This is a genomic window from Pseudomonas sp. NUPR-002 (assembly GCF_056322725.1).
Window position 1 is genome coordinate 2,376,178 of sequence record NZ_CM150476.1, and the last position, 22,849, is coordinate 2,399,026.

Here is a 22,849-nt window from a genome sequence, read left to right on the forward strand (position 1 = left end):
ATCCATGCGTTGCTATTTCCACCCGGAACAACTTCTGCACCATCCGCGCAGCTACTACTCGCGCGGCCAGATGCGCACACCTCAGGAAGTGCCCGAGCGAGCTCAACGTCTGCTACAGGCCGCGCATAGCATGGGTTTTGACATCGTCCAGCCAAACGATGCCGGCCTGCAGCCACTGCTGGCGGTACATGGCGCGGCCTACCTGAGCTTTCTCCAGGAGGCGCACCAGCGCTGGAAGGAGATCCCCGAAGACTGGGGCGATGAGGTGATGTCGAACATCTTCGTGCCTGAGCCCAACGCCTTGCGTGGCGTGCTGGCCCAGGCGGCCCGTTACCTTGCCGATGGCAGTTGCCCGGTGGGCGAGCAGACCTGGCGTTCGGCCTACTGGTCAGCGCAAAGCGCAGTGGCGGGGGCCAAGGCCCTGCTTGACGGTGAACCTGCGGCCTATGCCTTGTGCCGCCCGCCAGGGCATCACGCCCGCGCGGAAGCGGCGGGTGGTTTCTGCTACCTGAACAACGCCGCGATCGCCGCCCAGGTACTGCGCGAACGCTACAGCCGTGTGGCCGTGCTCGACACCGACATGCATCACGGCCAGGGCATTCAGGAAATCTTCTACGAACGAGACGATGTGCTGTACGTCTCGGTGCATGGCGACCCCACCAACTTCTACCCGGCGGTCGCGGGTTTTGCCGAAGAGCGTGGCCAGGGTGCGGGTGAGGGCTACAACCTCAACCTGCCGATGGCGCATGGTGCCAGTGAGGCAGACTTCCTCAGCCAGCTGGACGTAGCCCTGGCAGCAGTGACCGGTTTCGGCGCCGAGGTGCTGGTGTTGTCGCTGGGCTTCGACATCTACGAACTGGACCCGCAAAGCAAGGTTGCGGTCACCCGTGACGGCTTTGCTGCCTTGGGCGAGCGGATTCGTGGCCTGGGCGTACCGTGCCTGATCGTCCAGGAGGGCGGTTACCACCTGGAAAGCCTGGAAGACAATGCCCGCGCATTTTTTGCCCGGTAGGAGCGGGCTTGCCCCGCGATAGCGATCTGTCTGTCACATCGCATCGCGGGGCAAGCCCGCTCCTACTGGCGGTTTCAGTCGTGGTTGATGACTTGGTTTCGGCCGCCTGTTTTTGCGGCGTACAGGCGCCGGTCTGCCGTGGCGACCAGGTCTTCCAGGCCCTCGCAGCCATCGCTGCGCAATTCCGCCACGCCGATGGAAACCGTCAGGTGAACCTCCAGTGACGGCGCACCGGCCAGCAGCGTGCCCGCTTCGGGCACGCAGACTGACTGTGCGGTAGCGACTCGCAAGCGCTCGGCGATTTGCGTGGCATCGGCCAACGTGGTGTCAGGCATCAGTACACAGAACTCTTCACCGCCATAGCGCACCACCAGGTCTTGCGGGCGCACCAGCGCCCGGCACAAGGTGGCCAGGTGTTTGATCACCTCGTCACCGGCACTGTGGCCCCAGGTGTCGTTGATGTTCTTGAAGCGGTCGATGTCGAGCATCCACAACGCCACCGGCTGATCGTCGCGCAGACGCCGGAGCAAACCGCCGAAGTCCGATTGCAAGCGCCGGCGGTTGGCCAGTTGGGTCAGGCCATCGACCAGGCCCATCTCACGCAATTGACGGTTCAGGCGCAGTTGGCCTTTGAACAGGCGATCAACGATGTACAGGGTGAAAAACATCAACAACGCCAGCAGCAACCAGATCGCAAAGAACAGCACGTCGATCTGCTGGTTCACCGCCGTGCGCAAGTCGCCAGTGCTGATGTAGTTGACCAGCATCAGGTCAATGCCTTGCAGTTCACGGAACTGCAAGTAACCCTCTTCGAGTTTCAGCGTGCCATGGTCGCGCTGAAACAGCATCGGCACGGTGATGCGCACCTTGGAGGCCGGTAGGCTCGACAGCCAGTCTTCACTGGGCGATTTGAACACCTGGTCACTGGAAGCAACCAGCTTGCCTTCATCGTCGATCAGGGCATGCTGTTCGTCACTGCGCGTGGACTGGTAGAGAAAGCTCTGAAACTTGGTCTGCGGTACGTCGTAGATCAGTGCGCCGCGCATCACGGCATTGAGGTACACCGGCGTGCTCAGCAGCACATGCGGCATGGTGCCGAGGTTGCTGTCGGGCAACGGATAGAAAGCGATGTCGAGGTCTTCGATATTGGCCCGGTTCAGTTCCATCAGCGGCGAACTGGTGAATTTGCGCAGAATCGGCTCCAGTTGCTCATCCCTGAGCGCAGGGTAGGCGACTACCACGCCGGAGGTGGCGAGGAACATGATCCGCGCCAGGACGGGCTCACTCTGAATCTGCGCGGGCAGCAGCTGGCTCATGACCCGTGACAAGTGCAGGTCTTCTTGCAACTGCTGGGGGTCGCGGCTCAGACCGGGGATGTCTGCCGCCGTGGCATCGCTGATGGCGCGCACCGGCGCATCGGACTTCGGCACCGCCAGCCCCCAGAGCGGTTGCTGGCTGTTGCGCAGGGCCGAGGTGATGACGTCGGTGTGGCGCACTTGCGGCTGGCTGTGCGCTTCGATCAACATCCGCTCGGCGATGTTGCGCAAAAATTGCAGCTGGTTTTTACCACTGAATACCACCGTTTCGATGGCCAGCGCCTGCAGCTGCAGACCATGCTCGCGCACTTGCAATTCGTGTTGTTGCAGCTGGTAGTACTGGCGCCCGGCAAGCACCAGGGTGATGGCAAAGGCGATGAGAAAACACAGGATCACCATGCGCCGTGGGCGTGCGCAGGCTTGCGGAAGAAAACGCCGGGGTTTCGGTGTGGCGGGCGATTGCGACATCAGAGGTTCCAACGGCAAATGAGCCGTGATTATAGATCCTGTTGGCGCAGTCGAAGGGTAGAAGCGGCGTGCTGTTGCCGTGGTGCAGCAGCACGCCAGCGTATTACTTGAGGGTTTTCAGGTACGCAATCAGGTTGCGCCGGGCCTGGGCGTCGGCTTGTCCTGGGAACATCATCATGTTGCCTGGTACCACCGTGGCCGGGCCTGTCAGCCAGCGGTCGAGGTTGGCGTCATCCCAGCGCAGCTGGCTGCCTTTGAGTGCTGCCGAGTAGTTGAAGCCCGCAACTTGGGCGCTAGCACTGCCGGCCACGCCATGCAGGCTTGGGCCCATCAGGTGTTTGCCGGCTTCGGTGCTGTGGCAGAAACCACATTGGCCATTGAACAGGGCTTTGCCCTGGGTGGCGTCACCTTCGGCCAGGCACAGCGGGGCAGCCAGCAGCAAGGCGCAGGCAGTGAGCAGGTGTTTGTCGATCATCGGTGTTCCTGTCAACGAAAGTCGCCCGCCAGGTGCAACCTGGCGGGCTAGCAAGGGCTTAGAACGGGTTGTTCAAGTCGATCCCGGATTTGCCCGGGGCGAGGATGTTGTTCGGGTCCAGTGCGCGTTTGATCGCGTGCTCGACCTTGCGTTTGACCGGGCCATAGCTCTGCGCAACGCGCTCCTGGAACGCGGTGTTGACGCGGTACACGGCGTAGCCGTTTTGCTCGAACACATCCAGCAGCTCGGCAAAACAAGCGTTGGCGCGTTGGGTTTCTTCCGGGTTGCTGCGGTCGTACAGCACGTCGATGACATGGTGCATGTCGCGCCAGCCGACGATGAACTCACCGACGTAGTCCAGGCCGTGTTTGTTGAGGATCTTTTTCGCCAGCGCTTGCTGTTTGTCGCACTCGCTGCCGCGTGCCTGGCTGACCGGCGCAAACCACATCGAACCACCACCGCCACGCCAGTTGTACAGGCCGAATTCCTGCAAGTTAGGCACGCCTGACATCAGCTGTGCGCGGTACTTGAACGGCTGGGTTTCACCGGCTTCTTCCTGGGTGACGATACGGCCCTTGCCCAATTGCTTGAGGGCTCCAGTGACGATCTGCCAGTTCACATCGACCTGTTCCTGGGTGCCGTAGAGGGCGGCGTAGACGTTCCAGGCGCCGAGGTTTTTGTCTTTCTGGATCTGCTTGAGGATCGCGTCGGAGGTGGCACCCGGCTCGCTGGTGTAATCACTGCGGCGGGTATTGCAGGTCGACGCTTCCCACAGCACACCGGCGATCACCACCGAGTTGGGGATCACCTGGGCGATGCGCAGCGGGCGGATGAATTCAACGATCTCGGCAATGTCCGACGGGTTGTCGAACTTGATTTCGAAAGGTTTGAACACCGGTGGCTTGGGCATCAGCCAGAAACCCATCTTGGTGCAAATACCGTAGTTGGCCTGGGTGAACATGCCGTCCAGGGTTGGGCCGTAGCCCCACTTGAACACCTGCCAGGCGTTGTCGCCTTTGACCCCGCCCATGCCGGTGCGGTAGACGTCGCCATTGGCCAACACCACTTCCATGCCGCACTGCATGAGGAAGTGTTCGCCATAAGGGGTGTAACCCACACCGCGGTCCATGGTGTTGCCCAGCGGTCCGGCAATCGCCGAAGGCGCCGAGAACGACAGCATCAGCGGCAGCTTGTGCTCCTGGATGTAGTCGTAAAGCTGCTGGTAGGTCACCCCCGGCTCGACCAGCGCGGTGCACAGTTCAGGGTCGACATGCAGGATCTTGTTCATTTTTTTCAGGTCAAGAATCACCTGGCCGCGTTGGCCCGGTGCGGCCGATCCGTAACCGAAGTTACGCCCGGTGGAGATGGTCCACACCGGGATCTTGAACTGGTTGCAGATCTTCACCACGCCTTGCACCTGTTCCACCGTGGTCGCGGTGACGGCAGCGGCGGGGGCATGTTCGGCGTTGTCCACGGCCATCATGATCTTGTTGTAAGGGATCAGCTGTTCATCCTTGACCAGCACATTGTCCTCGCCCAGCAGGGCACGGAACTGGGCAAGGGCTTGCTCGAAGTGGGCAGCATCGACGCCGCGAGGCAGCAAGGGAGTGGCAGTTGCTTGGCTCATGTTGGAATCCTTCAGACGTGGATCGAGAACGACACGTAGGTGCCGGTCAGTGCCGGTGCGCGGCGGGCAATCAGCGGGGCCTGGCCGGTGTCGGTGCTGCCCAGCACCGCCAGGGCGTAACCCAGGGTGGCGGCCCATTGGTCACCGCCCTGGCGATTGGCCGAGGTCAGCTGCAAGGCCGGCGCCGGGCTGTGCAGGCGCTGCTCGTGCAGCTCGAAGCCATGGCCGCAGCGGTTGAGCTGCTGCCCCAGGTGCAAGGCGCAGCCGTGTGCGGTCTGGGCACTGAGCAGGCGATGACGGGAGTGCCCGGCACTGGCGCTGTGTTGGCCGAGCCACTGGACGCGCGCGCCGGCGCTGCGCGCCAGGTCGATGATCAGCGCGGCGCTGGCATCGTCGACCAGGCCGATCAGGCGCTGGGGCTGGCCGCTGCTCAGGCGTTGTTGCAGGCCTTGTAGCTGCGCCAGGTCCAGGCCGCTGGCCATGATCTGTAGCTCAGGGGTAGCCGGGCTGGCCTGCAGGCCGTGGACGAAGGCACTGCGGGCAACCTGCGCGCTGACAATCGCCAGGCTCGCAGCGTGCGGCTGGCTTGATGGGCCCAGCACGCTATTGGCCAGGCTCAGGCTGGAGCTGCCCAGGGCAGCACCGGCCAGGCCGCCCAGGGCCATGCCCTTGAGCAGCGAACGACGTTCGACATTCATCATCACACTGCCCTCAGGGTTTGGCCGCTGGCGCAGGCGATTTGGAAATGTACTCGGCCATCTGGCGCAAGGCGTTGTCGTCGATGAACGAGGCCGGGAAGGCGGGCATGGCACGAAAGCCGTTGCGTACCACGGCGCTGATGTACTCAGGTGGCAATTGCCGGCCGGTGATCTGCGGGCCGACCTGGCCTTCATGGCAATGGCCGCAGACTTTGGCATAGACATTTTCACCGCCTTTCCACACGCCATCGCCATCGGCGGCGGCCGTGCCGGCAAGCACAATCAACGGTAGGGCAAGGCAACTGGTGATGGTCCGTCGCACAGCCTGGGGCTTGGGCAGTAGGGACATTGCGGACTCCTTATTGTTATCGGGTGTAGGCGTAGCAATCAGAACGGGTAGTGACGCGGTTGGTGTTGCACGCTGATCCAGTGATCAGTGGTGAACTCGTCGATGGCCCAGTCGCCGTTGAAACGGCCCAGGCCCGAGTTTTTCTCGCCGCCGAATGGCGCGTTGGGTTCGTCGTTGACCGGGATGTCGTTGATGTGGGTCATGCCGACATGCAGGCGCTGGGCGAACTGCACGCCACGCTCCAGGCTGGCGCTGAACACTGCGCTGGACAGCCCGTATTCACTGCGATTGGCCAGCTCCAGGGCATGTTCGGCATCGCGTGCGGCCTGGATCCCCACCAACGGACCGAAGATCTCTTCGTGAGCGATGTCCATATCGGCGCTGACATTGCCGAACACATGCGGTGGCAGCACATTGCCCTGGGCCTCGCCACCGAGCAGCAGTTGGGCGCCTTCGGCGTGTGCCGTGGCAATTTTTTCCTGCAGACCGGCCAACTGGCGGGCGTTGATCACCGGGCCGATCACCGTGCCAGGCAGGCTCGGGTCGCCGCAGGGCAGGGCTTTGACCCGCTCGACAAAGCGCTGGGTGAAGGCTTCGAGCAGCGGCTGTTCAACGATGATGCGGTTGACCGCCATGCAGATCTGGCCCTGGTGCAGGAACTTGCCCACCACCGCGGCATTGACCGCCTGTTCCACATCGGCATCGGCCAGCACCACGAACGGGCTGTTGCCGCCCAGTTCCAGCGCTAAATGCTTGAGGTGCTCACCGCCGCTGGCGATGCGGCCGATGTTGCGACCGACCTGGGTGGAGCCGGTGAACGAAATGAAGGCTGGCACCGGGTGCTCGACAAACGCATCGCCGATCTCGGCACCGGCACCCACCACCACGCTCAACGCCCCGGCGGGCAAGCCGGCTTCTTCGAAGATGCGCGCCAGCAGCAGACCGCCGCTGACCGGGGTGTCGCTGGCCGGTTTGACCACCACGGTGTTGCCCAGGGCCAAGGCCGGTGCCAGGGAGCGTGCGGTCAGGTGCAAGGGGAAGTTCCACGGGCTGATCACCCCGATCACCCCCAGCGGCTTGCGGTACACACGGCTTTCTTTGCCGGGCACATTGGAGTTGACGATACGCCCGTGCACGCGGCTGGGCAGGCTCGCCGACTCGAGGGTGATGGCGCGGGCGGCGCCCCATTCGATCTGGGCTTTGATCCGCGTGCTGCCGGATTCGCGGATGATCCAGTCAATGATCTCTTCGCGGCGTTCATCGAAAATGTGTACGGCTTGGAGCATCACCTGGCTGCGTGCTGCAGGCGACTGCGCGGCCCATTCGGTCTGGACCTGATGCGCACGGTGGTAGGCCGCGTCGAGGTCGTCACGGTTGGCCAAGGGGATCTCCAGCAGCTGTTGCTGGTTGTACGGGTCGAGCACCGTCAGCGAACGCTCGGCGCTGCCCGCACGCCATTGTCCGGCCAACGGCTGCAGGTGAAGATTCTGGTAGGCAGGGCGGGTAGGGGTCATCGGCTTCTCTCTTGTTGTGTCGAAAGGGTTTCGATGAACAGCCCATAACAACTATCGTGCCACCTCCGGCTTTGTGTAGAAAAACCAATAAAAACAAATAGATATGGATATTTTGTGATTCGAGCACAGCAATGTGCAGAGAGCAGGTGCGAATTTTTATGCAGAGAAGTCGCCGATTGCAGAAAGCTCGACGTTGGCCGGCGATTGCAAAATCCGGGCGGTAATCGGCCACTAAGGCAGTTCAGGGCGGCCCTAGGCTGACTGGCTAATTGACCCGGCGGCAGTGGGGGGCATACTGCAGGCTTAACTTCTGCCGTTGATATTGCCTATGACAACTACAAAGCCTGGCAAAGCTGGCCGCGCCGTGGATGAAGACTTTTTCAAACAGGTATTGGGCCGTCAGAAAAGCCTGATCGTCGACCGTACCAGCCAGTTCGGCAGTAGCGGACTGCCCTCGGCCGAACAACTGGCGCAGTCGGTGGCCTTTGCTCCGCAAGACGGCAGTATCTGGTTGTGTGGCCAGCGCATGATGCTGCTGCAAGGCTCAGCCTTCGGCGCAATCCGCCGCGAACTGATCGAGGCGCTGGGCCTGGACAAGGCCCGCGGTCTGCTTACCCGCATCGGCTGGCAAGCCGGTGCCCGCGATGCCGCGCAGGTCAGCGAGCAATGGCCCGAGGGTGATCACGCCAGCCTCTACAGCGCAGGGCCACGCCTGCACATGCTCGAAGGCATGGTCAATGTCGAGGTGGTGCGCTTCGAGATCGATTCAAGCGTTGGTCATTTCTACTCGGAGTTTCTCTGGCACAACTCGCTGGAAGTGGATGAGCACATCGCCGCCTATGGCCTGGGTGGCGAGCCCGCCTGCTGGATGGAGATCGGCTATGCCAGTGGTTATGCCTCCTCGCTGCTCGGTCGCCTGGTGGTGTTTCGTGAGCTGCAGTGCCGGGCGATGGGCCATGCCGCCTGCCGGATCGTCGGCAAGCCGGCCGAGCAGTGGGAAGACATCGATGTCGATCTGGCCTACCTCGACCCTGGTGACTTTCTCAGCCGCAGCACCTATACCTCGGCGGTCGATACCCGGGTGGCAGAGCTGGAGGTGCCGACCGATGCCAAACAGTTGGTGGGGATTTCCGCCAGCTTCGTCGCCGCCAGCCAGTTGTTGCAGCGGGTGGCGCCGACCCAGGCGACGGTGTTGCTGACCGGCGAGTCGGGGGTGGGCAAAGAGTTGTTCGCACACACGCTGCACCAGGCCAGCCGCCGTCAGCACATCCCGATGGTGGCGCTGAACTGTGCAACGCTGCCGGAAAACCTCATCGAAGCCGAGCTGTTCGGGGTTGAGCGCGGCGCCTTTACCGGCGCCGAGCGTTCGCGCCCGGGGCGTTTCGAACGGGCCAATGGCGGGACGCTGTTTCTCGATGAAATCGGCACCTTGAGCCTGCATGCCCAGAGCAAGATCCTGCGCGCCTTGCAGGAAGGCGAGATCGAGCGGGTCGGTGGCACCTCGGCGATTCAGGTTGATGTGCGGGTGATTGCCGCCACCAACCTGGACTTGCGCCGCGAGGTCGAAGCCGGGCGTTTTCGTGAAGACCTGTTCTATCGCCTGAACGTCTTCCCTATTCACTTGCCACCGCTGCGCGAGCGCCGTGAAGACATCCCGTTACTGATGAGCTACTTCCTGCATCGCTTCAGTCAACGCCATGGCCGCCAACTGGCGGGATTCAGCATGCGCCTGGTCAATGCGCTGCTGACCTACCGTTTCCCTGGCAATATCCGCGAATTGCAGAACCTGGTGGAGCGTGGAGTGATCGCCGCCAGCGATGGAGAGGTGATCGATGTGGTGCACCTGGCGGAAGCGGGAGCGTCATTGATGGAGTCGGCCATCGGTTTGACCGGTGAGGGGCGTCTGGCCGTCGAAACGGCGCAACCGCAGGCACGCCCGCCAGTCACTGAAGATGCGCCGGAATCAGCGGATGCCAGTGCGCCTGAGCTGGCCAGCCTGCAGGCGTTCTTTGCCGGGCAGGAGCGGGTGCTGGGCACGTCGCTGGAGGACATTGAACGGCGCCTGGTGCGCCTGGCGCTGGAGCGCTCGGGTGGTAATGTCACGGCAGCGGCGCAGATGCTCGGTATGAGCCGTGCGCAGGTCAGCTACCGGCTCAAGGGGAGCTGACCTGTACCACCGGTTACCGGTTACAGTGCTGTGGTGAATTTGAGCCAGTAGGTTTGCCCCTCGGCGCGGTTACGTACGCCGGATTCGTCTTGCCATTTGGCGCTGAACATCCAGCCTTGCTTGCTGCTGTACTGCACGGCGGGACCGATGGAGAACGAGCGGCCGCGGTTGCCGTCGGTGGCGTCGACCAGGGCCGCCGCTGAGCAGTCGGCAGCGCTGCACTTGTCGTCGCTGACCTGCTGATAGGCGTGGCCGCCGACGCCGATCACCCAGCCGTTGCCCAGGCCCCAGCCGAGGGTGTAGTCGGCGTGCAATTCGCGGCCTGACTGGTAGTTGGTGGCGCGGTTTTCGAAGTTGTAGTCGTACATCAGGCGCACATCGGCATTCAGGCCGGCCGGGTCCAGGTAGGTCATCGCCAGCACACCTTGCACGGTGTAGTAGTTGTTGCCGAGGTTGATCAGGTCGTCCTCGTCGTATTCGCTGGCGGTGGGCAGGACGAAATCGACACCGGTGGCGATGTGCAGTTTTTCACTGGGATGAAAGCCGATCACCGGCCCCAGGTGCGCATCACCGATGCCGCGCTTGTGATCGTGCGGGCCACCTTTGACGTTCAGGCGCATGTCGTTCAACGGCAGCAGGGCATGGAAGCCCAGATCGCCGCCGAGTACTTTCTGTTCGGTTACCCAGACAAAACGTGGGACCAGGGTGGTAACGCGCAGGTCGATATCGGCAGCCTTGGCGCCACTGTTGTCGCGCAGACTGTCGGCCAGGTAGTTGCCGACGAAAATCTGGCCGTAGGTACCCGGTGGCGGCAGGATACCCATGCCGTAAATCTCGATACCCATGGGCCATGAGGAAATACCGCCTTCAGTGGCCTGCGCCTGCCAGGCAGAGGCGCACAGCAACAGACTGGTAGCGAGGTGCAGCGGGGCGTGTTTGAACATGAGAGGGTCAACCTTATTGTTATGGGGCTGGCGCCGTGCAGCGACGCCTGGGCAGCCTCTCTCAAAATGCGTGCCAGGATTTAAAGCGTTATATATCAATAGGTTGCGTTTGTTGTTGGTTGGGGCTGGTGGTCGGGCGGAGGGAATTGTTAAGAAATTTCTGCAGGTTGCGGAAAAGTCAGAATCTTTTTCGCGGGGCAAGCCCGCTCCCACCGGCCGCTGTGGGAGCGGGCTTGCCCCGCGATCAGGAGACACCGGCCTGGCGAAAGGCATTCGGCGTCTGCCCGCACAGGCGCCGGAAGAACCGCGAAAAATAAGTCGGGTCACTGAAACCCAGGCTGTCGGATAGCTGGCTGATGGTCATGTTGGTGTAAATCAGGCTGCGCCGGGCTTCGAGCAGTACGCGCTGGTGAATGATCTGCAGCGCAGTCTGCCCGGCCAGTTCCCGGCACAGTGTGTTCAGTTGCACAGTGGAAATACCCAGACGATGGGCAAACAACTCGACCGACAGGTGTTCGCGGTAATGCTGCTCGACCAGTTTGATAAAGCGCGCCAGCAGTTGCTGGTTGCGTTCGTCGCGATTGCCCGACGGGCTGATGGCCTGGCTGCGACGGCTGATCCAGACCATCAGCGACGTCACCAGTGAGTGCAACAGCAAGTCACGCGCCGGGGCGCTGCCTTCGTATTCCTGATGCAGCACACGGATGAGCGTGTACAAGGTGCGCTGGTCGGCGCCCAGGCGATAGCAGCCAGCCGAGGCCAGCACGGTCAGCGGTGCACCGAGTTGTGCTTCCAGTTGCGCAACCAGCGGGGCGCCGAGGGTCAGTACATAGCCATCGATGTCTTCGGAAAACTGAAAACCGTGCACGGTCATCGGTGGAATGACCTGAATCGCCGCTTCGCGCACCACACTGCGTCGGCCTTCCAGCTCGATCTGTGCCTGACCGCGCCGCACGTACAGCAATTGGAACAGATCGGCATGCCGGTGCGGCTTGATTTCCCAGTGGTGCAGGCTGCTTCGTTTGGGGATCGATTCGCAGTGCAGCAGGTCAGGCGTTGGCCAGGCCTGGCTTTCGCCGTACAGCTTGAACACCGGGATTTTCGGCAGGCTGGAGCGTTTCATGATGGGCAATCCAGGGAGACTGAAGCAATTGACGGCTTGTCCGATAATCGAACCAAATTTATAAAAGTGCAATTTATCGGCGGAATATCACCTTTTTATCCGGTTTTTGTCAGCAAAAATGCAGGGGCACATAACAACAATAGCTGCCGGCACGCTCAGCTCCAAGCGCCTGCAGCCCCTAGCGAGACGAAAACAATGAAAACTCAGGTAGCCATTATCGGCGCCGGGCCTTCGGGCCTTCTGCTTGGCCAACTGCTGCACAAGGCCGGTATCGACAACGTCATCATCGAGCGCCAGACCCCCGACTACGTACTCGGCCGCATCCGCGCCGGGGTGCTGGAACAAGGCACCGTCGACCTGCTGCGCGAAGCCGGGGTGTCCGACCGCATGGACGCCGAAGGCCTGGTACACGATGGCGTGGAACTGCTGGTCGGTGGCAAACGCATTCGTGTCGACCTCAAGGCGCTGACCGGCGGCAAGACCGTCATGGTCTACGGCCAGACCGAAGTCACCCGTGACCTGATGGACGCCCGTGCGGCCAGTGGCGCACCGATCATTTATGCCGCCGACAATGTTCAGCCGCACGAGATGAAGGGCGAGCAGCCCTACGTCACCTATGAGAAAGATGGCCAGACCCACCGCATCGATTGCGACTACATCGCCGGTTGCGATGGCTTCCACGGTGTGGCGCGCAAGAGCATTCCAGAGTCGGTACTCACCCACTATGAGCGCGTTTACCCCTTCGGCTGGCTGGGCCTGTTGTCTGACACCCCACCAGTCAACCACGAACTGATCTATGCCCATCACGAGCGTGGCTTCGTGCTGTGCAGCCAGCGCTCGCTGACGCGTAGCCGTTACTACCTGCAGGTGCCGCTGACCGACCATGTTGATGACTGGTCTGATGAGCGCTTCTGGAATGAGCTCAAGGCGCGCTTGCCTGAAGAGGTTGGCCAGCGTCTGGTGACCGGCCCGGCCCTGGAAAAGAGCATCGCGCCGCTGCGCAGCTATGTGGTCGAGCCGATGCAGTACGGCAAGCTGTTCCTGGTCGGCGACGCCGCCCATATCGTCCCGCCAACCGGCGCCAAAGGCCTGAACCTGGCGGCTTCGGACGTTTGCTACCTGTACCGCATCCTGGTCAAGGTCTATCGCGAAGGCCGGACCGACTTACTCGACACCTACTCCGAGCTGGCCTTGCGCCGCGTGTGGAAAGGCGAGCGCTTCAGCTGGTTCATGACCAACCTGCTGCACGACTTCGGTGAGCAAAAAGACGCCTGGGACCAGAAGATGCAGCAGGCTGACCGAGAGTACTTCTTCAACTCGCACGCAGGTCTGGTCAACATCGCCGAGAACTACGTGGGCCTGCCGTTCGAAGCCATCGAATAAGCGAAGGAGGGTGGAGCATGGGAGTGTTCGACTGGAAACACTGGGTGGTTCTGCTGGTTGTGGTGGTGTTGGTGTTTGGCAGCAAGCGCCTGAAAACCCTGGGTAGCGACCTGGGCGAGTCGATCAAGGGATTCCGGCGCTCGGTGAACGCTGACGAAGCGCCGCAACCGCCAGCCAAGATCGATCAGGGGTGAGGCCTATCGCGGGGAAGTGGGAGCGGGCTTGCCCCGCGATGCATTCTCCAGAATCTTCACCATCGCCGAATAGCCCCGGGCCCGCGCATGGGCCAACGGCGTCACCCCGTCCTTGTCGGTAATGTTCACATCGGCCCCGGCTTGCACCAGCATCTCGACGATCTGCACATGCCGCGGGCCGCCATCACTGAGGACGATGGCTTCCATCAGTGCCGTCCAGTGCAGGCGGTTCAGGTGATTCACATCGACACCTGCCTCAATCAACGTGCGCACGGTGTCGACGTGCCCGCGCTCGGCTGCCGGGATCAAGGCCGTGCCACCGTAGCGGTTGGTGCTTTTGAGGTCGGCACCATGAGCCAGGGTCAGCTCGAGGATCTGGTTCAAGCCTCGCGCGCCGGCATACAGGTACGGGCTGTCGTCAATGTTGTCCTTGGCATTGACGTCGGCACCCGCCTCGATCAACACCCGTGCAGCGTCCACCTGATTGCGCTGGGTCGCCAGCAGCAGGGGCGTGCGGCCTCGTGCGTCCCGGGCTTCGAGTGCAGCACCTTGGGCAAGCAGGTTGCGGATGCGTTCGGCGTTGCCGCTCTCTGCCGCTTCCCTCAGCTGGCTTTCCAGTACTGCGCCTTCAGCGCTGGCAGTCAGTGAGGTCATCATGGCCAGCATGAATGCAAGCAAGACCTTGAAGTGTGCCAGGCGCATCCGCTTGTCTCCGTTTGTTGTCGAGTGGTTGGCGGCATGATAGAAATCGTACTTCCTATTTAGAAGTTAAATATTTACATGGATATCAGTGTAAAACCGAATAGGTCGTTGTTCGATCTGGACCTGCTTCGGGCGATTGTCGTGGTGGCCGATTGCGGCAGCTTTACCACCGCCGCCGCACGCCTGCATTCCACGCAGTCGACCGTGAGCCAGAAGGTGCGGCGCCTGGAAGACATGGTGGGCCATCGCTTGCTGGTGCGGGGCAATCGCGATGTATTGCCCACCGATGCCGGCCAGACCCTGCTCGGCTACGCCCGGCACATGCTAGCGCTGAACGACCAGATGCTTGAAGCCCTGGCCGGTGCCACGGTGGGAGTGACGGTGCGCTTGGGCGTACCGGAAGATTTTGTTGGCGGGCGCACCACCAATGCGCTGTCGGCGTTCAACCGCAAGTACCAGCAGGTCAAGCTGGAGGTCACCAGCGGCCTGTGTCGTGACTTGAGCCAGAGCTACGACAACGGTGAGCTGGACCTGGTGCTGCTCAAGCAGCGGCGTAACAGCCGCGAAGGCGTCGCCTGCTGGCCGGAAGAGCTGCAGTGGATCGACAGTGCCAGCACTCCTTCGATCGACCTCGATCCGATCCCCTTGGTGACCTTTCCACCTCGCGGCCTGTACCGCGATGACATGATCAACGCCATCGAAAGCATGGGCCGGCGCTGGCGTATCAGTTTCACCAGTTCCAGCCTCAGTGGCATCCAGGCGGCGGTCGCCGATGGCATGGGCATCAGCCTGCTGCCGCCCCGTGCGGCTACTCGCGAACACGCGGTATTGGGTACGCAGAACGGCCTGCCAGTGATCGACAGCTACGAGATTGTTATCGTCCATCGTCCCACCGCCGACCCGATGGTCAAGGAACTTGCCGGGGTGTTGGCCGGGTTGCTGCAGGCCCATGAGGTGTAGTCATTCGTCGGGCGCTGCTCGCAGCCCCTGGCGCTCGGCAACTGCGCGCAAGGTGCGTAGCGACACCATCGGCGCATCGATGACGAACTGATTGGCCAGCCATGAAGGAATATCGCCGGCCGGTTCGGCCTCCAGTTGGTAAGTCACCTCAGTGAGCTGCTCACCCTTGGCGATCAGGGTCCAGAGGCCTTTGAGCTGAGTGACGCGGATCAGCCCGGGCTGGCGCTCGACTTTACCGGAAACGGCGCTGAGGTGACGGATTAGGCCGTCATCGGTACGTTCAGTCTGCACTTGAATCACCATGTCGCGGGGGCTGGCCGGCCAGGGTAGCTCAGTGGTCAGGTACACCCAGGTGCTGTCGCCTTCGACGTCCAGCAGGCGCATGCTTTTGCAGCCATACAGCCATTTGCAGGCCACCCGCAGATTTTCCTGCAGATCACTCAAGGTGCGCACATCGGTCTTGATCAGGGTGACGCCGCGAAAGCGTTGATACTTCGAGCCCGGCACGTCATCCAGGTACACCTGAATGCCATCTTCGTCCTTTGCCAGGTGCCAGGCCTCAGCGTGGGCGATGCCAGTGAGCAACATGAGCAGCAGCGCGCTGTACAGGTACCGAGGCTTCATCGCACAGGCTCCACAGCCACCGACAAGTGCAAACAGCATAGGCCGGTGGGAGCGGGCTTGCCCCGCGATCCCTCTTCACTGACACACTGCGATCGCGGGGCAAGCCCGCTCCCACCAGCAAAAAGCCCGCCGGTGAGGGCGGGCTTTTTTGTGCCACTTAGCGCTGAGGGTTCAGCACCAGGTTCATGTGACGGTTTACATCTTTGTACAGCAGGTAGCGGAACGGGCCTGGGCCGCCGGAGTAGCAGGCTTGCGGGCAGAAGGCGCGCAGCCACATGAAGTCACCGGCTTCGACTTCAACCCAGTCCTGGTTCAGGCGGTACACCGCTTTACCTTCCAGAACGTACAGGCCGTGTTCCATCACGTGAGTTTCCGCAAACGGAATCACGCCGCCTGGCTGGAAGGTCACGATGTTGACGTGCATGTCGTGGCGCATGTCGGCCATGTCGACGAAGCGCGTGGTGACCCAGGCGCCGTCGGTGCCTGGCATCGGGATCGGCTCGATGTCTTTCTCGTTGGTAACGAACGCTTCCGGCAGCGCCAGACCTTCAACCACCTGGTAGTGCTTGCGGATCCAGTGGAAGGTGACGTTTTTGCCGCTGTTGTTGCGCAGGCTCCACTCGGCAGCCGGCGGAATGAAGGCGTAGCCGCCTTCTTTCAGGGTGTAAGGCTTGCCTTGCAGGGTGATATCGACTTCGCCTTCGACAACGAACAGTACCGCTTCGGCGTTCTTGTCCAGCTCAGGACGCTCGCTGCCGCCTTCTGGCGCCAGTTCGACGATGTACTGCGAGAAGGTTTCCGAGAAGCCGGTCAGCGGACGGGCGATAACCCACATGCGCATCTTGTCCCAGAACGGCAGGTGGCTGGTGACGATGTCACGCATCACGCCTTTAGGGATCACGGCATAGGCTTCGGTAAACATGGCACGGTCTGTCAGCAGCTCGGTTTGAGCTGGGTGCCCACCGTGAGGGGCGTAGTAAGAAGATTTAGACATGGACAGTCTCGACTTGTTGTTGTGTCCCCGTGCCTGGCAGCGCCGGCTGGCTCTGCGGGGGGAGGCATGGACACGATATAGACAAGGCTGTGCCATCCACAAATTAAATGTTGAAATACCCGGTATTTGATTAGTGAATGCTTACAGGGCTGAATTCGCCTACCCTACGCCGCATCAACACTTAACCTACACCGAGGTCACTCGTGAAATACCTGATCGCCCTGTTTTTCAGCGTGTCGTCGTTGCTGGCCCAGGCCGTCGAAGTTGGCGACCGCCTGGAGCCCTGGACCTTGCTCGACCAGCATGACCAGGCCTACAGCCTCAATGACCAGACCCGTATCTTGCTGGTGGCACGTAACATGGACGGTGCCAAGCTGGTTAAAGCGGCCCTGGCCGATCGTCCCAAGGGCTACCTGGAAGCGCGCAACGCCGTGTTTGTCGCCGACATCCAGCGTATGCCGGCGCTGATCTCGAAACTCTTCGCCATCCCGGCCATGCGTGACTACAGCTACCGCGTGCTGCTCGACCGCGAGGGCAGTGTGGCCGCGCGCTATGCCGGTGCCGAAGACAAGGTACTGTGGTTGCAACTGGACAAAGGACAGGTCGTCAGCCAGCGAGAGTTCGCCTCAGCCGACGAACTGCGCCAAGCCCTGGAACAAAACTAACCTGTAGGAGCGGCGGTGCGGCGACCCGACTTGCCCCGCGATTCTATGTGTCTGACACACTGCAATCGCGAGGCAAGTTGGGTCGCCGCCGCTCCTACCGAATCGCTACCTGCAGAGTCGATTTCACCCGCTCCAGCACCACAATGGTCCGAAACCACTTCACGTTCGGGTTGTCATGGAACAACCGCTGCGTCAGGGCCTGAAATTCACTCATGCTCGCCACGGTCAGCACCAGCATGAAGTCGGCATCGCCGGTGACGTAATAGCACTGCTGGATCTCAGGCCCGCAAAAGGCCTGCTTCATCACTTCAAGGTCAGCCGACTGGGTACGGTCGGCATGCACCTCGACCATCAAAGTAATCACCTGGCCCACTTTTTCCGGGTCGACCACCGCCACATTGGCCTGGATCACCCCGGCGTTTTCAAGCCGCTGGATGCGCCGCTGCACCGATGCGCTGGAGAGATGCACCTGCTCGGCCAGCTCGCGCAGGGGCATGCTGTTGTCCTGTTGCAAAAGGTTGAGCAACGCGAGATCGAAGTCATCCAGGGCAGGCTTCATGTGCAAAAATTTCTCATTTTTGGGGTGAAAATCGAGGGCACTTTTCAGGCGTGACGCAATAAATTATCACCTCTCCAAGCCCTCCCGTGAAGGACAACGCAATGCGCCAGCCCACCACCGCCAATGCCTCTCTGGGCGTCGTGCTCAACGTCCTGGCATCGCTGCTGTTTGCCGTGATGTACGCCTATACCCATCTGCTTGAGCCATTGGGCGGTGAAGAGATCTACGGTTGGCGAATATTGCTGACGGTACCCTGCCTGACCTTGATGGTGCTGGCCAGCGGTCACTGGCACGAAGTGCGCCGGTTGTTTCAGCGGCTGTTCGAGGAACGCCTGTTCTGGGCGGTGCGCCTGGTGTCGGCGGCGCTGCTGGGGGTGCAGCTGTGGTTGTTCATGTGGGCACCGATCAATGGTTATGGCCTTGATGTTTCCTTAGGCTATTTCCTCATGCCGCTGACCATGGTGGTGGTCGGTCGGCTGGCCTTCAATGACAGCATCAGCCGCCTGCAGTTGCTGGCCTGTGCGCTGGCGGCCGTGGGCATCATCAACCAGATTGCGATTGCCAAGGCGATTACCTGGCCGGTACTGGTCGTGGGGCTGGGCTATCCCTTGTATTTTTGGCTGCGTCGGGTCAGTGACAGCAACAACATGGGCGGGCTGTGGTTCGACATGAGCCTGAGCCTGCCGGTCAGCCTGTGGCTGGTGGTCAAAGGTGGGGTGGTGCTCAGCGTTGCAGCCAGTGGTTCAAATTTGCCGTGGCTGGTGTTGGGGTTGGGGGCGATCAGTGCCTCGGCGTTGGCCTTGCAAGCGCTGTCGGGGCCACGCCTTAACCTGACCCTGTTCGGCTTGCTGGTTTACGTTGAGCCAATCTTCTTGGTACTGGCGTCGATCCTGTTGGGTGAGAGCATTGCTGCGGCGCAATGGCCTACCTACATCGCCATCTGGCTGGCAATGCTGGTGTTGATGGTGGAGGGTGGCCTGAACCTCAACAGCAACCGCCGAGGTTATTCGCCCAGCCGCTGCTCACGGGAAGGCGGATAGCCGAAATAAGCGCTGTAGCACTTGCTGAAGTGCGACACCGAAACAAAGCCGCAGGCAATCGCCACGTCCATCAGCGGCAAGTCCGAGTACTGCAACAGGCGCCGGCTTTTGGTGATGCGCAGTTCCATGTAATAGCGACTGGGTGAGGTGCCCAGTTGTGCCTGGAACAGGCGGTCGATCTGGCGTCTTGAGCGGCCACTGTAGCTGGCCAACTGATCCAGGCTCAGGGTTTCTTCCAGGTTGTTTTCCATCAACTCGACAATGGTACGCAGCGGCGCGCTCATGGACTTTTTCGAGCTGCTATCGACCCGCCGGAAACGCGCGCCGGAGAACGCCAGAATCTCTTCGACGCCAGCTGCCAACGCTTCGCCCTGTTGCAGCTTGAGCAGCGCCAGCATCAACTCCAGCGCGCCGTTGGGGCTGGCTGCGGTCAAGCGGTCGCGGTCCAGTACATAGCTCGCAGGCGTGATGGTGCTTTGCGTACTGCGCTCGGCCAGGCTGGCCCGTTGTTCGGGGTGGATGGTGCAGCTGTACCCGGCCAGTACACCGGCGCGGCCAAGAAAATACGCACCGTTCCATAGCCCGCCCAGGGCCAGGCCGTGACTGGCGGCGTCGCCAAGCAGGCGGTCCAGCTCCGGGTACTTCAGCGGTGTGCGCAAGCCTCCGCACACCACCAGCATGTCCAGGTTATCCAGGCTGCTGCGCGCCAGCCCGGCGGCATAGACTTCCAGCCCGAGGTCGCTGATGACCCGTTCGCTGCCCAACGACAGCGGGGTAATCACGAACAGCTCGTTCTGCAACAGGTTGGCCGTCACCAGCACATCCATGGCCACGGTAAAGCTGGCCATGGAGAAGTTCTCCAACAGCAAAAAACCGACCCGATAGGCCGGTGACGTGGAGGCCTGCGGGTGCTTGAGGTTCAGCATGTTGCTGGTACTGGTTTTCTGGCTGAAGTGGCGGGGGGTGGGCAATGTCGGCTCCGCTGGGCATTAAAGGGCTAAAGCATGCGCCGTTGATCATGCCTGACATCTGCGGGGATGCGAATACACTGACGGCTGATCCAGCCACACACGTCATCAGGGAGATCTACATGTCGGTACAAGGGTTGATTGAAAAGGGATTGAGGTATGCGCAGGCAGACTATGTGTCGATTGCCGAACGCGAGCGGTTTGACGTCAAGCCCAAGGAGGACCAGATCAAATGCGCGTTGTACCGCTCGTTTTGCGAGGCGGGTTATCTGGTGCATGTTGAGGCGAGCTACCAACGTAATCGTGGCCGGTGCGACCTGTACGCAGTCTGTGGTACTAGTAAGACCCGGGTAGCCATTGAAATCAAAACGGCCTGGGCAGGTAACGGTTGGACCAACAAGCCAGGCGAGCAGCAAAGCGCCTGGGAAGCCGACATACAGAAGATCAAGGGCGCTGAGGGCACGCAATGGGCTGACAGCGGGTATTTCATCCTGTGCTTCGCCTATGAGCGTGGCAGCGCTCATGAACACAGGCTACGCGAACGAATGCTGGGCCTTGGCGGTCAATGCATGCCGGCCTTCGCCCTGGCTGACTGGAATGGGCTCAACGAAGCGCAGTTTTGCCTGGTAAACGTATTCGGTGACTGAAACCGCTCCTAATCACAGAGTCGTGACATGCCTTCATCTCACCTCGACCCGCTCCGCCGCGAGATTGAACAGCGCCAGGTCGCTCCAGCCCCGGCGCCCTGGCAACTCAAGGCGCAGTTGACCGTCGCCGGCTTGCTTGAGGTCGGCTTCGACCATGACAGCGAGCTGTTGCTAGTCGCCTCCAGCTCCGGGCGCAGTGTGATCGATTGCCAGAGCGGGGCGAAGGTTGCCCGCGACCGCACCGACAACCTCGGCAGTGATCGTTACCTGCAAACCCGTGGTATCGGTCCGCTGCACGAGCGGGTCATCCATATGGCCGGAATCAACGGCGGCGGCCTGCCGTTGGCCACCGCAGATGGCTGGATGGTCGAGGACATCACCCTGGCATGGCCCGAACAGCACCTGTTGTTGGTGGAGCCGGGGTCGTGGCTGCACGGTGCGCGTTACAACCGGCCCGCGCTGTTTCACAAGCTGGCGGTGGAGTTGGAGGTGAGGGCGTTTGGCTTTTCCTACACCGGCTTGAGCCTGGTGATTGCCACTGCCGGCGACTTGCTGGTGTATGGACGTTGCGCTAAATCCTTGTCGACTTGAACGTCTGACCCCGCGTTGGCACGCCCCTCGTCAGTTTTCCGCGCAATTTTTCCCACTTAGTGGGAATCCTGTTTCACCCTTTGGGAAAACCCTGTGCACCATGTTCACAAGGAGCCCATATGAACTACAACACGCCCACCGATCGCTTGCTGCAGATTCTCGTTGCCCTTGGCCAAGCCAATGAAGCCGTGTCGGCCAAGGAACTGAGCCTGCAACTGGAACAACCGTTGAGCAGCACCTACCGGCACCTGAAAACCCTGCTGCGCTGGGGCCTGGCCGAAGACAACGGCCATGGCCGCTATTTGCCGGGGCCAGCCTGTTTGCAGTTGGCCAACCGCTTCGATCGCGAGGCGCTGCTGGTGTCACAGGCGTTGCCCGAACTCAAGCGTCTGGCGGAGTTGAGCCGGGAGAGCGTGGCACTGATGGTGCCCAGCAACGGCCAGGCGATTTGCATCGAGCTGATCGACAGCCCGCAACCGTTGCGTTGCTGCTATCAAAAAGGCCTGGCCCAGCCCCTGCTGGTCGGTGCTTCGGCGCGGGTGCTGCTTGCCCATATGGCGCCTGAACGCAGTGAAGCGATCCTGCAGGAGCAGGGCGTTGAGGCAGACGCTATTGAAGCGTACCAGCAGAGCTTCCTGCCCATTCGCGCCCAGGGCTACGCCGTCAGCCTGGGCGAGATCGATGAGGGCATCTGGGGCGTCAGCGCCCCGGTGCTCGACAGCCGTAACCGCCTGCACGGCGCAATCAGCCTGATGGCACCCGCCTTTCGCGCCGAGCAAAACAGCGAACGTCTGACCCGCTGGACGCGCGAAGTCGCCCTGCGCGTAGGCGCGCGGCTGGACTGAATTTACCTGGAGTACCCCGCATGACTACACAACTCGCCATGCCCGAGTGGCAAGGCCGTATCGACGCAAACGAAGGAGCGTCGGCGCTGCGCTGGCACCAGTGGGTGCAGCCCTATCGCAACACGCAGCCCACGGGCAGCGCCTTGCTAGGCCTTGCCTGCGACGAAGGGGTCAGCCGCAATCAGGGCCGCAGCGGTGCTCGCCAGGGCCCTCTGGCCTTGCGCAAGGCCTTGGCCAACCTGGCCTGGCGCGGCCAGCGACCGGTGTACGACAGCGGCGATATCGCCTGCGACGGCAATGATCTGGAAGGGGCGCAGCTGACCTACGCCGAGCGCGTCTGCCAATTGCTCGACCAGGGTCATTTGCCGTTGGGCCTGGGTGGTGGTCATGAAATCGCTTATGCCAGCTTTCTCGGCCTGGCCATGCACCTGCGCCAGCAGCCAGCGCCGCCGCGTATCGGCATTCTCAACTTCGATGCCCACTTCGACTTGCGTCACGCCGCGCAAAGCAGCTCTGGCACGCCGTTCCGGCAAATTGCCGAGTACTGCCAGCAGGCCGGCTGGGCCTTCGACTATTGCTGCCTGGGCGTGAGTGAACTGAACAACACGCAGGCACTGTTTGACCAGGCCCAACGCCTGAATGTGCGCTATCGCCTCGACCGCCAGATGCAGCCGTGGAACGTTCCGGCCATCGAGGCATTTGTCGCCGAGTTTCTGAGTGGCATCGATCACCTGTACATGACCGTCTGCCTCGATGTGCTGCCAGCCAGCCAGGCACCCGGCGTCAGCGCGCCGTCAGCTCACGGCGTCGATCTGATGGTGGTCGAGCATCTGGTCCGCCAGGCCAAGGCCAGCGGCAAGTTGCGCATGGCCGACATCGCCGAACTGAACCCAAGCCTCGATCAGGACCAGCGCACCGCCCGTATCGGCGCACGGCTGCTGGCCTGCCTGGTCGATTGAACCTTTCCCCTAATAATCCAAGTAT

At 61.7% G+C, this 22,849-nt stretch carries 24 protein-coding genes; 11 read left to right on the top strand and 13 right to left on the bottom strand.

What is annotated here, in order from left to right:
- Positions 1-4 precede the first annotated feature (4 nt).
- Positions 5-1,012 carry a histone deacetylase family protein gene (locus tag ACVWSC_RS10905; RefSeq protein ID WP_442113636.1) on the top strand — a complete coding sequence of 336 codons (1,008 nt, stop codon included), beginning with the start codon at positions 5-7 and terminating at the stop codon, positions 1,010-1,012.
- Positions 1,013-1,086: 74 nt separating this feature from the next.
- Here ACVWSC_RS10905 and ACVWSC_RS10910 read toward each other — a convergent pair whose 3' ends face one another.
- The 6 genes from ACVWSC_RS10910 to ACVWSC_RS10935 form a co-directional block, all read right to left on the bottom strand.
- A complete protein-coding gene (locus ACVWSC_RS10910) occupies positions 1,087-2,796 on the bottom strand; it encodes a diguanylate cyclase (RefSeq protein ID WP_442113637.1) in 1,710 nt (569 codons plus the stop codon).
- A 103-nt stretch (positions 2,797-2,899) separates the two neighbouring features.
- Complete coding sequence (locus ACVWSC_RS10915; RefSeq protein ID WP_442113638.1) at positions 2,900-3,271, bottom strand: c-type cytochrome; 372 nt, start codon at positions 3,269-3,271, stop codon at positions 2,900-2,902.
- Positions 3,272-3,329: 58 nt separating this feature from the next.
- Positions 3,330-4,898, bottom strand: a complete 1,569-nt coding sequence (locus ACVWSC_RS10920) for an FAD-binding oxidoreductase (RefSeq protein WP_442113639.1) — start codon at positions 4,896-4,898, stop codon at positions 3,330-3,332.
- 11 nt (positions 4,899-4,909) lie between these two features.
- Positions 4,910-5,599 carry a hypothetical protein gene (locus ACVWSC_RS10925; protein WP_442113640.1) on the bottom strand — a complete coding sequence of 230 codons (690 nt, stop codon included), beginning with the start codon at positions 5,597-5,599 and terminating at the stop codon, positions 4,910-4,912.
- Between the two features lie 10 nt (positions 5,600-5,609).
- Complete coding sequence (locus ACVWSC_RS10930) at positions 5,610-5,945, bottom strand: c-type cytochrome (protein ID WP_442113641.1); 336 nt, start codon at positions 5,943-5,945, stop codon at positions 5,610-5,612.
- A 38-nt stretch (positions 5,946-5,983) separates the two neighbouring features.
- Positions 5,984-7,459 carry an aldehyde dehydrogenase family protein gene (locus tag ACVWSC_RS10935; RefSeq protein ID WP_442113642.1) on the bottom strand — a complete coding sequence of 492 codons (1,476 nt, stop codon included), beginning with the start codon at positions 7,457-7,459 and terminating at the stop codon, positions 5,984-5,986.
- A 328-nt stretch (positions 7,460-7,787) separates the two neighbouring features.
- Between ACVWSC_RS10935 and ACVWSC_RS10940 the strand changes: the two genes are divergently transcribed.
- A complete protein-coding gene (locus tag ACVWSC_RS10940; protein WP_442113643.1) occupies positions 7,788-9,626 on the top strand; it encodes a sigma 54-interacting transcriptional regulator in 1,839 nt (612 codons plus the stop codon).
- 20 nt (positions 9,627-9,646) lie between these two features.
- On the opposite strand, the gene ACVWSC_RS10945 is transcribed toward ACVWSC_RS10940, so the two are convergent.
- Together ACVWSC_RS10945 and ACVWSC_RS10950 are read right to left on the bottom strand one after the other, a co-directional pair.
- Positions 9,647-10,570 (bottom strand): SphA family protein, encoded by a 924-nt coding sequence (locus tag ACVWSC_RS10945; RefSeq protein WP_442113644.1) that lies wholly within the window; start codon positions 10,568-10,570, stop codon positions 9,647-9,649.
- A gap of 244 nt (positions 10,571-10,814) precedes the next feature.
- On the bottom strand, positions 10,815-11,693 hold the full coding sequence (locus ACVWSC_RS10950; RefSeq protein WP_442113645.1) for a helix-turn-helix domain-containing protein: 879 nt from the start codon (positions 11,691-11,693) through the stop codon (positions 10,815-10,817).
- Positions 11,694-11,888: 195 nt separating this feature from the next.
- On the opposite strand from ACVWSC_RS10950, the gene pobA reads away from it, so the two are divergent.
- Positions 11,889-13,076 carry a 4-hydroxybenzoate 3-monooxygenase gene (gene pobA, locus ACVWSC_RS10955; protein ID WP_442113646.1) on the top strand — a complete coding sequence of 396 codons (1,188 nt, stop codon included), beginning with the start codon at positions 11,889-11,891 and terminating at the stop codon, positions 13,074-13,076.
- Between the two features lie 17 nt (positions 13,077-13,093).
- Positions 13,094-13,270, top strand: coding sequence for a twin-arginine translocase TatA/TatE family subunit (gene tatA, locus ACVWSC_RS10960; RefSeq protein WP_442113647.1), 177 nt, complete (start codon positions 13,094-13,096; stop codon positions 13,268-13,270).
- A gap of 3 nt (positions 13,271-13,273) precedes the next feature.
- Here tatA and ACVWSC_RS10965 read toward each other — a convergent pair whose 3' ends face one another.
- Positions 13,274-13,936 (bottom strand): ankyrin repeat domain-containing protein, encoded by a 663-nt coding sequence (locus ACVWSC_RS10965; protein WP_442114290.1) that lies wholly within the window; start codon positions 13,934-13,936, stop codon positions 13,274-13,276.
- Positions 13,937-14,050: 114 nt separating this feature from the next.
- Here ACVWSC_RS10965 and ACVWSC_RS10970 point away from each other — a divergent pair, with 114 nt between their 5' ends.
- Positions 14,051-14,932, top strand: a complete 882-nt coding sequence (locus ACVWSC_RS10970; RefSeq protein WP_442113648.1) for a LysR substrate-binding domain-containing protein — start codon at positions 14,051-14,053, stop codon at positions 14,930-14,932.
- Here ACVWSC_RS10970 and ACVWSC_RS10975 read toward each other — a convergent pair whose 3' ends face one another.
- Together ACVWSC_RS10975 and ACVWSC_RS10980 are read right to left on the bottom strand one after the other, a co-directional pair.
- Positions 14,933-15,556: an START domain-containing protein gene (locus ACVWSC_RS10975; RefSeq protein ID WP_442113649.1), complete on the bottom strand. Its 624-nt coding sequence runs from the start codon at positions 15,554-15,556 to the stop codon at positions 14,933-14,935.
- Positions 15,557-15,713: 157 nt separating this feature from the next.
- Complete coding sequence (locus tag ACVWSC_RS10980) at positions 15,714-16,550, bottom strand: bifunctional allantoicase/(S)-ureidoglycine aminohydrolase (protein WP_133212404.1); 837 nt, start codon at positions 16,548-16,550, stop codon at positions 15,714-15,716.
- A 203-nt stretch (positions 16,551-16,753) separates the two neighbouring features.
- Here ACVWSC_RS10980 and ACVWSC_RS10985 point away from each other — a divergent pair, with 203 nt between their 5' ends.
- The gene (locus ACVWSC_RS10985; protein WP_442113650.1) at positions 16,754-17,215 is read left to right on the top strand and encodes an FAD/FMN-containing dehydrogenase; all 462 of its coding nucleotides are present in this window, start codon (positions 16,754-16,756) and stop codon (positions 17,213-17,215) included.
- A 94-nt stretch (positions 17,216-17,309) separates the two neighbouring features.
- On the opposite strand, the gene ACVWSC_RS10990 is transcribed toward ACVWSC_RS10985, so the two are convergent.
- Positions 17,310-17,774 carry an Lrp/AsnC family transcriptional regulator gene (locus tag ACVWSC_RS10990; protein WP_442113651.1) on the bottom strand — a complete coding sequence of 155 codons (465 nt, stop codon included), beginning with the start codon at positions 17,772-17,774 and terminating at the stop codon, positions 17,310-17,312.
- Positions 17,775-17,875: 101 nt separating this feature from the next.
- On the opposite strand from ACVWSC_RS10990, the gene rarD reads away from it, so the two are divergent.
- Positions 17,876-18,814: an EamA family transporter RarD gene (gene rarD, locus ACVWSC_RS10995; RefSeq protein WP_442113652.1), complete on the top strand. Its 939-nt coding sequence runs from the start codon at positions 17,876-17,878 to the stop codon at positions 18,812-18,814.
- Here rarD and ACVWSC_RS11000 read toward each other — a convergent pair.
- Positions 18,778-19,785: a GlxA family transcriptional regulator gene (locus tag ACVWSC_RS11000; protein ID WP_442113653.1), complete on the bottom strand. Its 1,008-nt coding sequence runs from the start codon at positions 19,783-19,785 to the stop codon at positions 18,778-18,780. The two genes, rarD and ACVWSC_RS11000, sit on opposite strands and share 37 nt — an antisense overlap.
- On the opposite strand from ACVWSC_RS11000, the gene ACVWSC_RS11005 reads away from it, so the two are divergent.
- The 4 genes from ACVWSC_RS11005 to hutG all read left to right on the top strand — a co-directional run bounded on the left by ACVWSC_RS11005 (position 19,785) and on the right by hutG (position 22,824).
- Entirely contained in the window at positions 19,785-20,429 is a 645-nt protein-coding gene (locus ACVWSC_RS11005) for a hypothetical protein (protein WP_442113654.1), read from the top strand. The two genes, ACVWSC_RS11000 and ACVWSC_RS11005, sit on opposite strands and share 1 nt — an antisense overlap.
- 27 nt (positions 20,430-20,456) lie before the next feature.
- A complete protein-coding gene (locus ACVWSC_RS11010) occupies positions 20,457-21,020 on the top strand; it encodes a hypothetical protein (protein WP_442113655.1) in 564 nt (187 codons plus the stop codon).
- Positions 21,021-21,139: 119 nt separating this feature from the next.
- Positions 21,140-21,865: an IclR family transcriptional regulator gene (locus tag ACVWSC_RS11015; RefSeq protein ID WP_442113656.1), complete on the top strand. Its 726-nt coding sequence runs from the start codon at positions 21,140-21,142 to the stop codon at positions 21,863-21,865.
- 20 nt (positions 21,866-21,885) lie between these two features.
- The gene (gene hutG / locus ACVWSC_RS11020; RefSeq protein ID WP_442113657.1) at positions 21,886-22,824 is read left to right on the top strand and encodes a formimidoylglutamase; all 939 of its coding nucleotides are present in this window, start codon (positions 21,886-21,888) and stop codon (positions 22,822-22,824) included.
- The last annotated feature ends 25 nt before the right edge of the window (positions 22,825-22,849 follow it).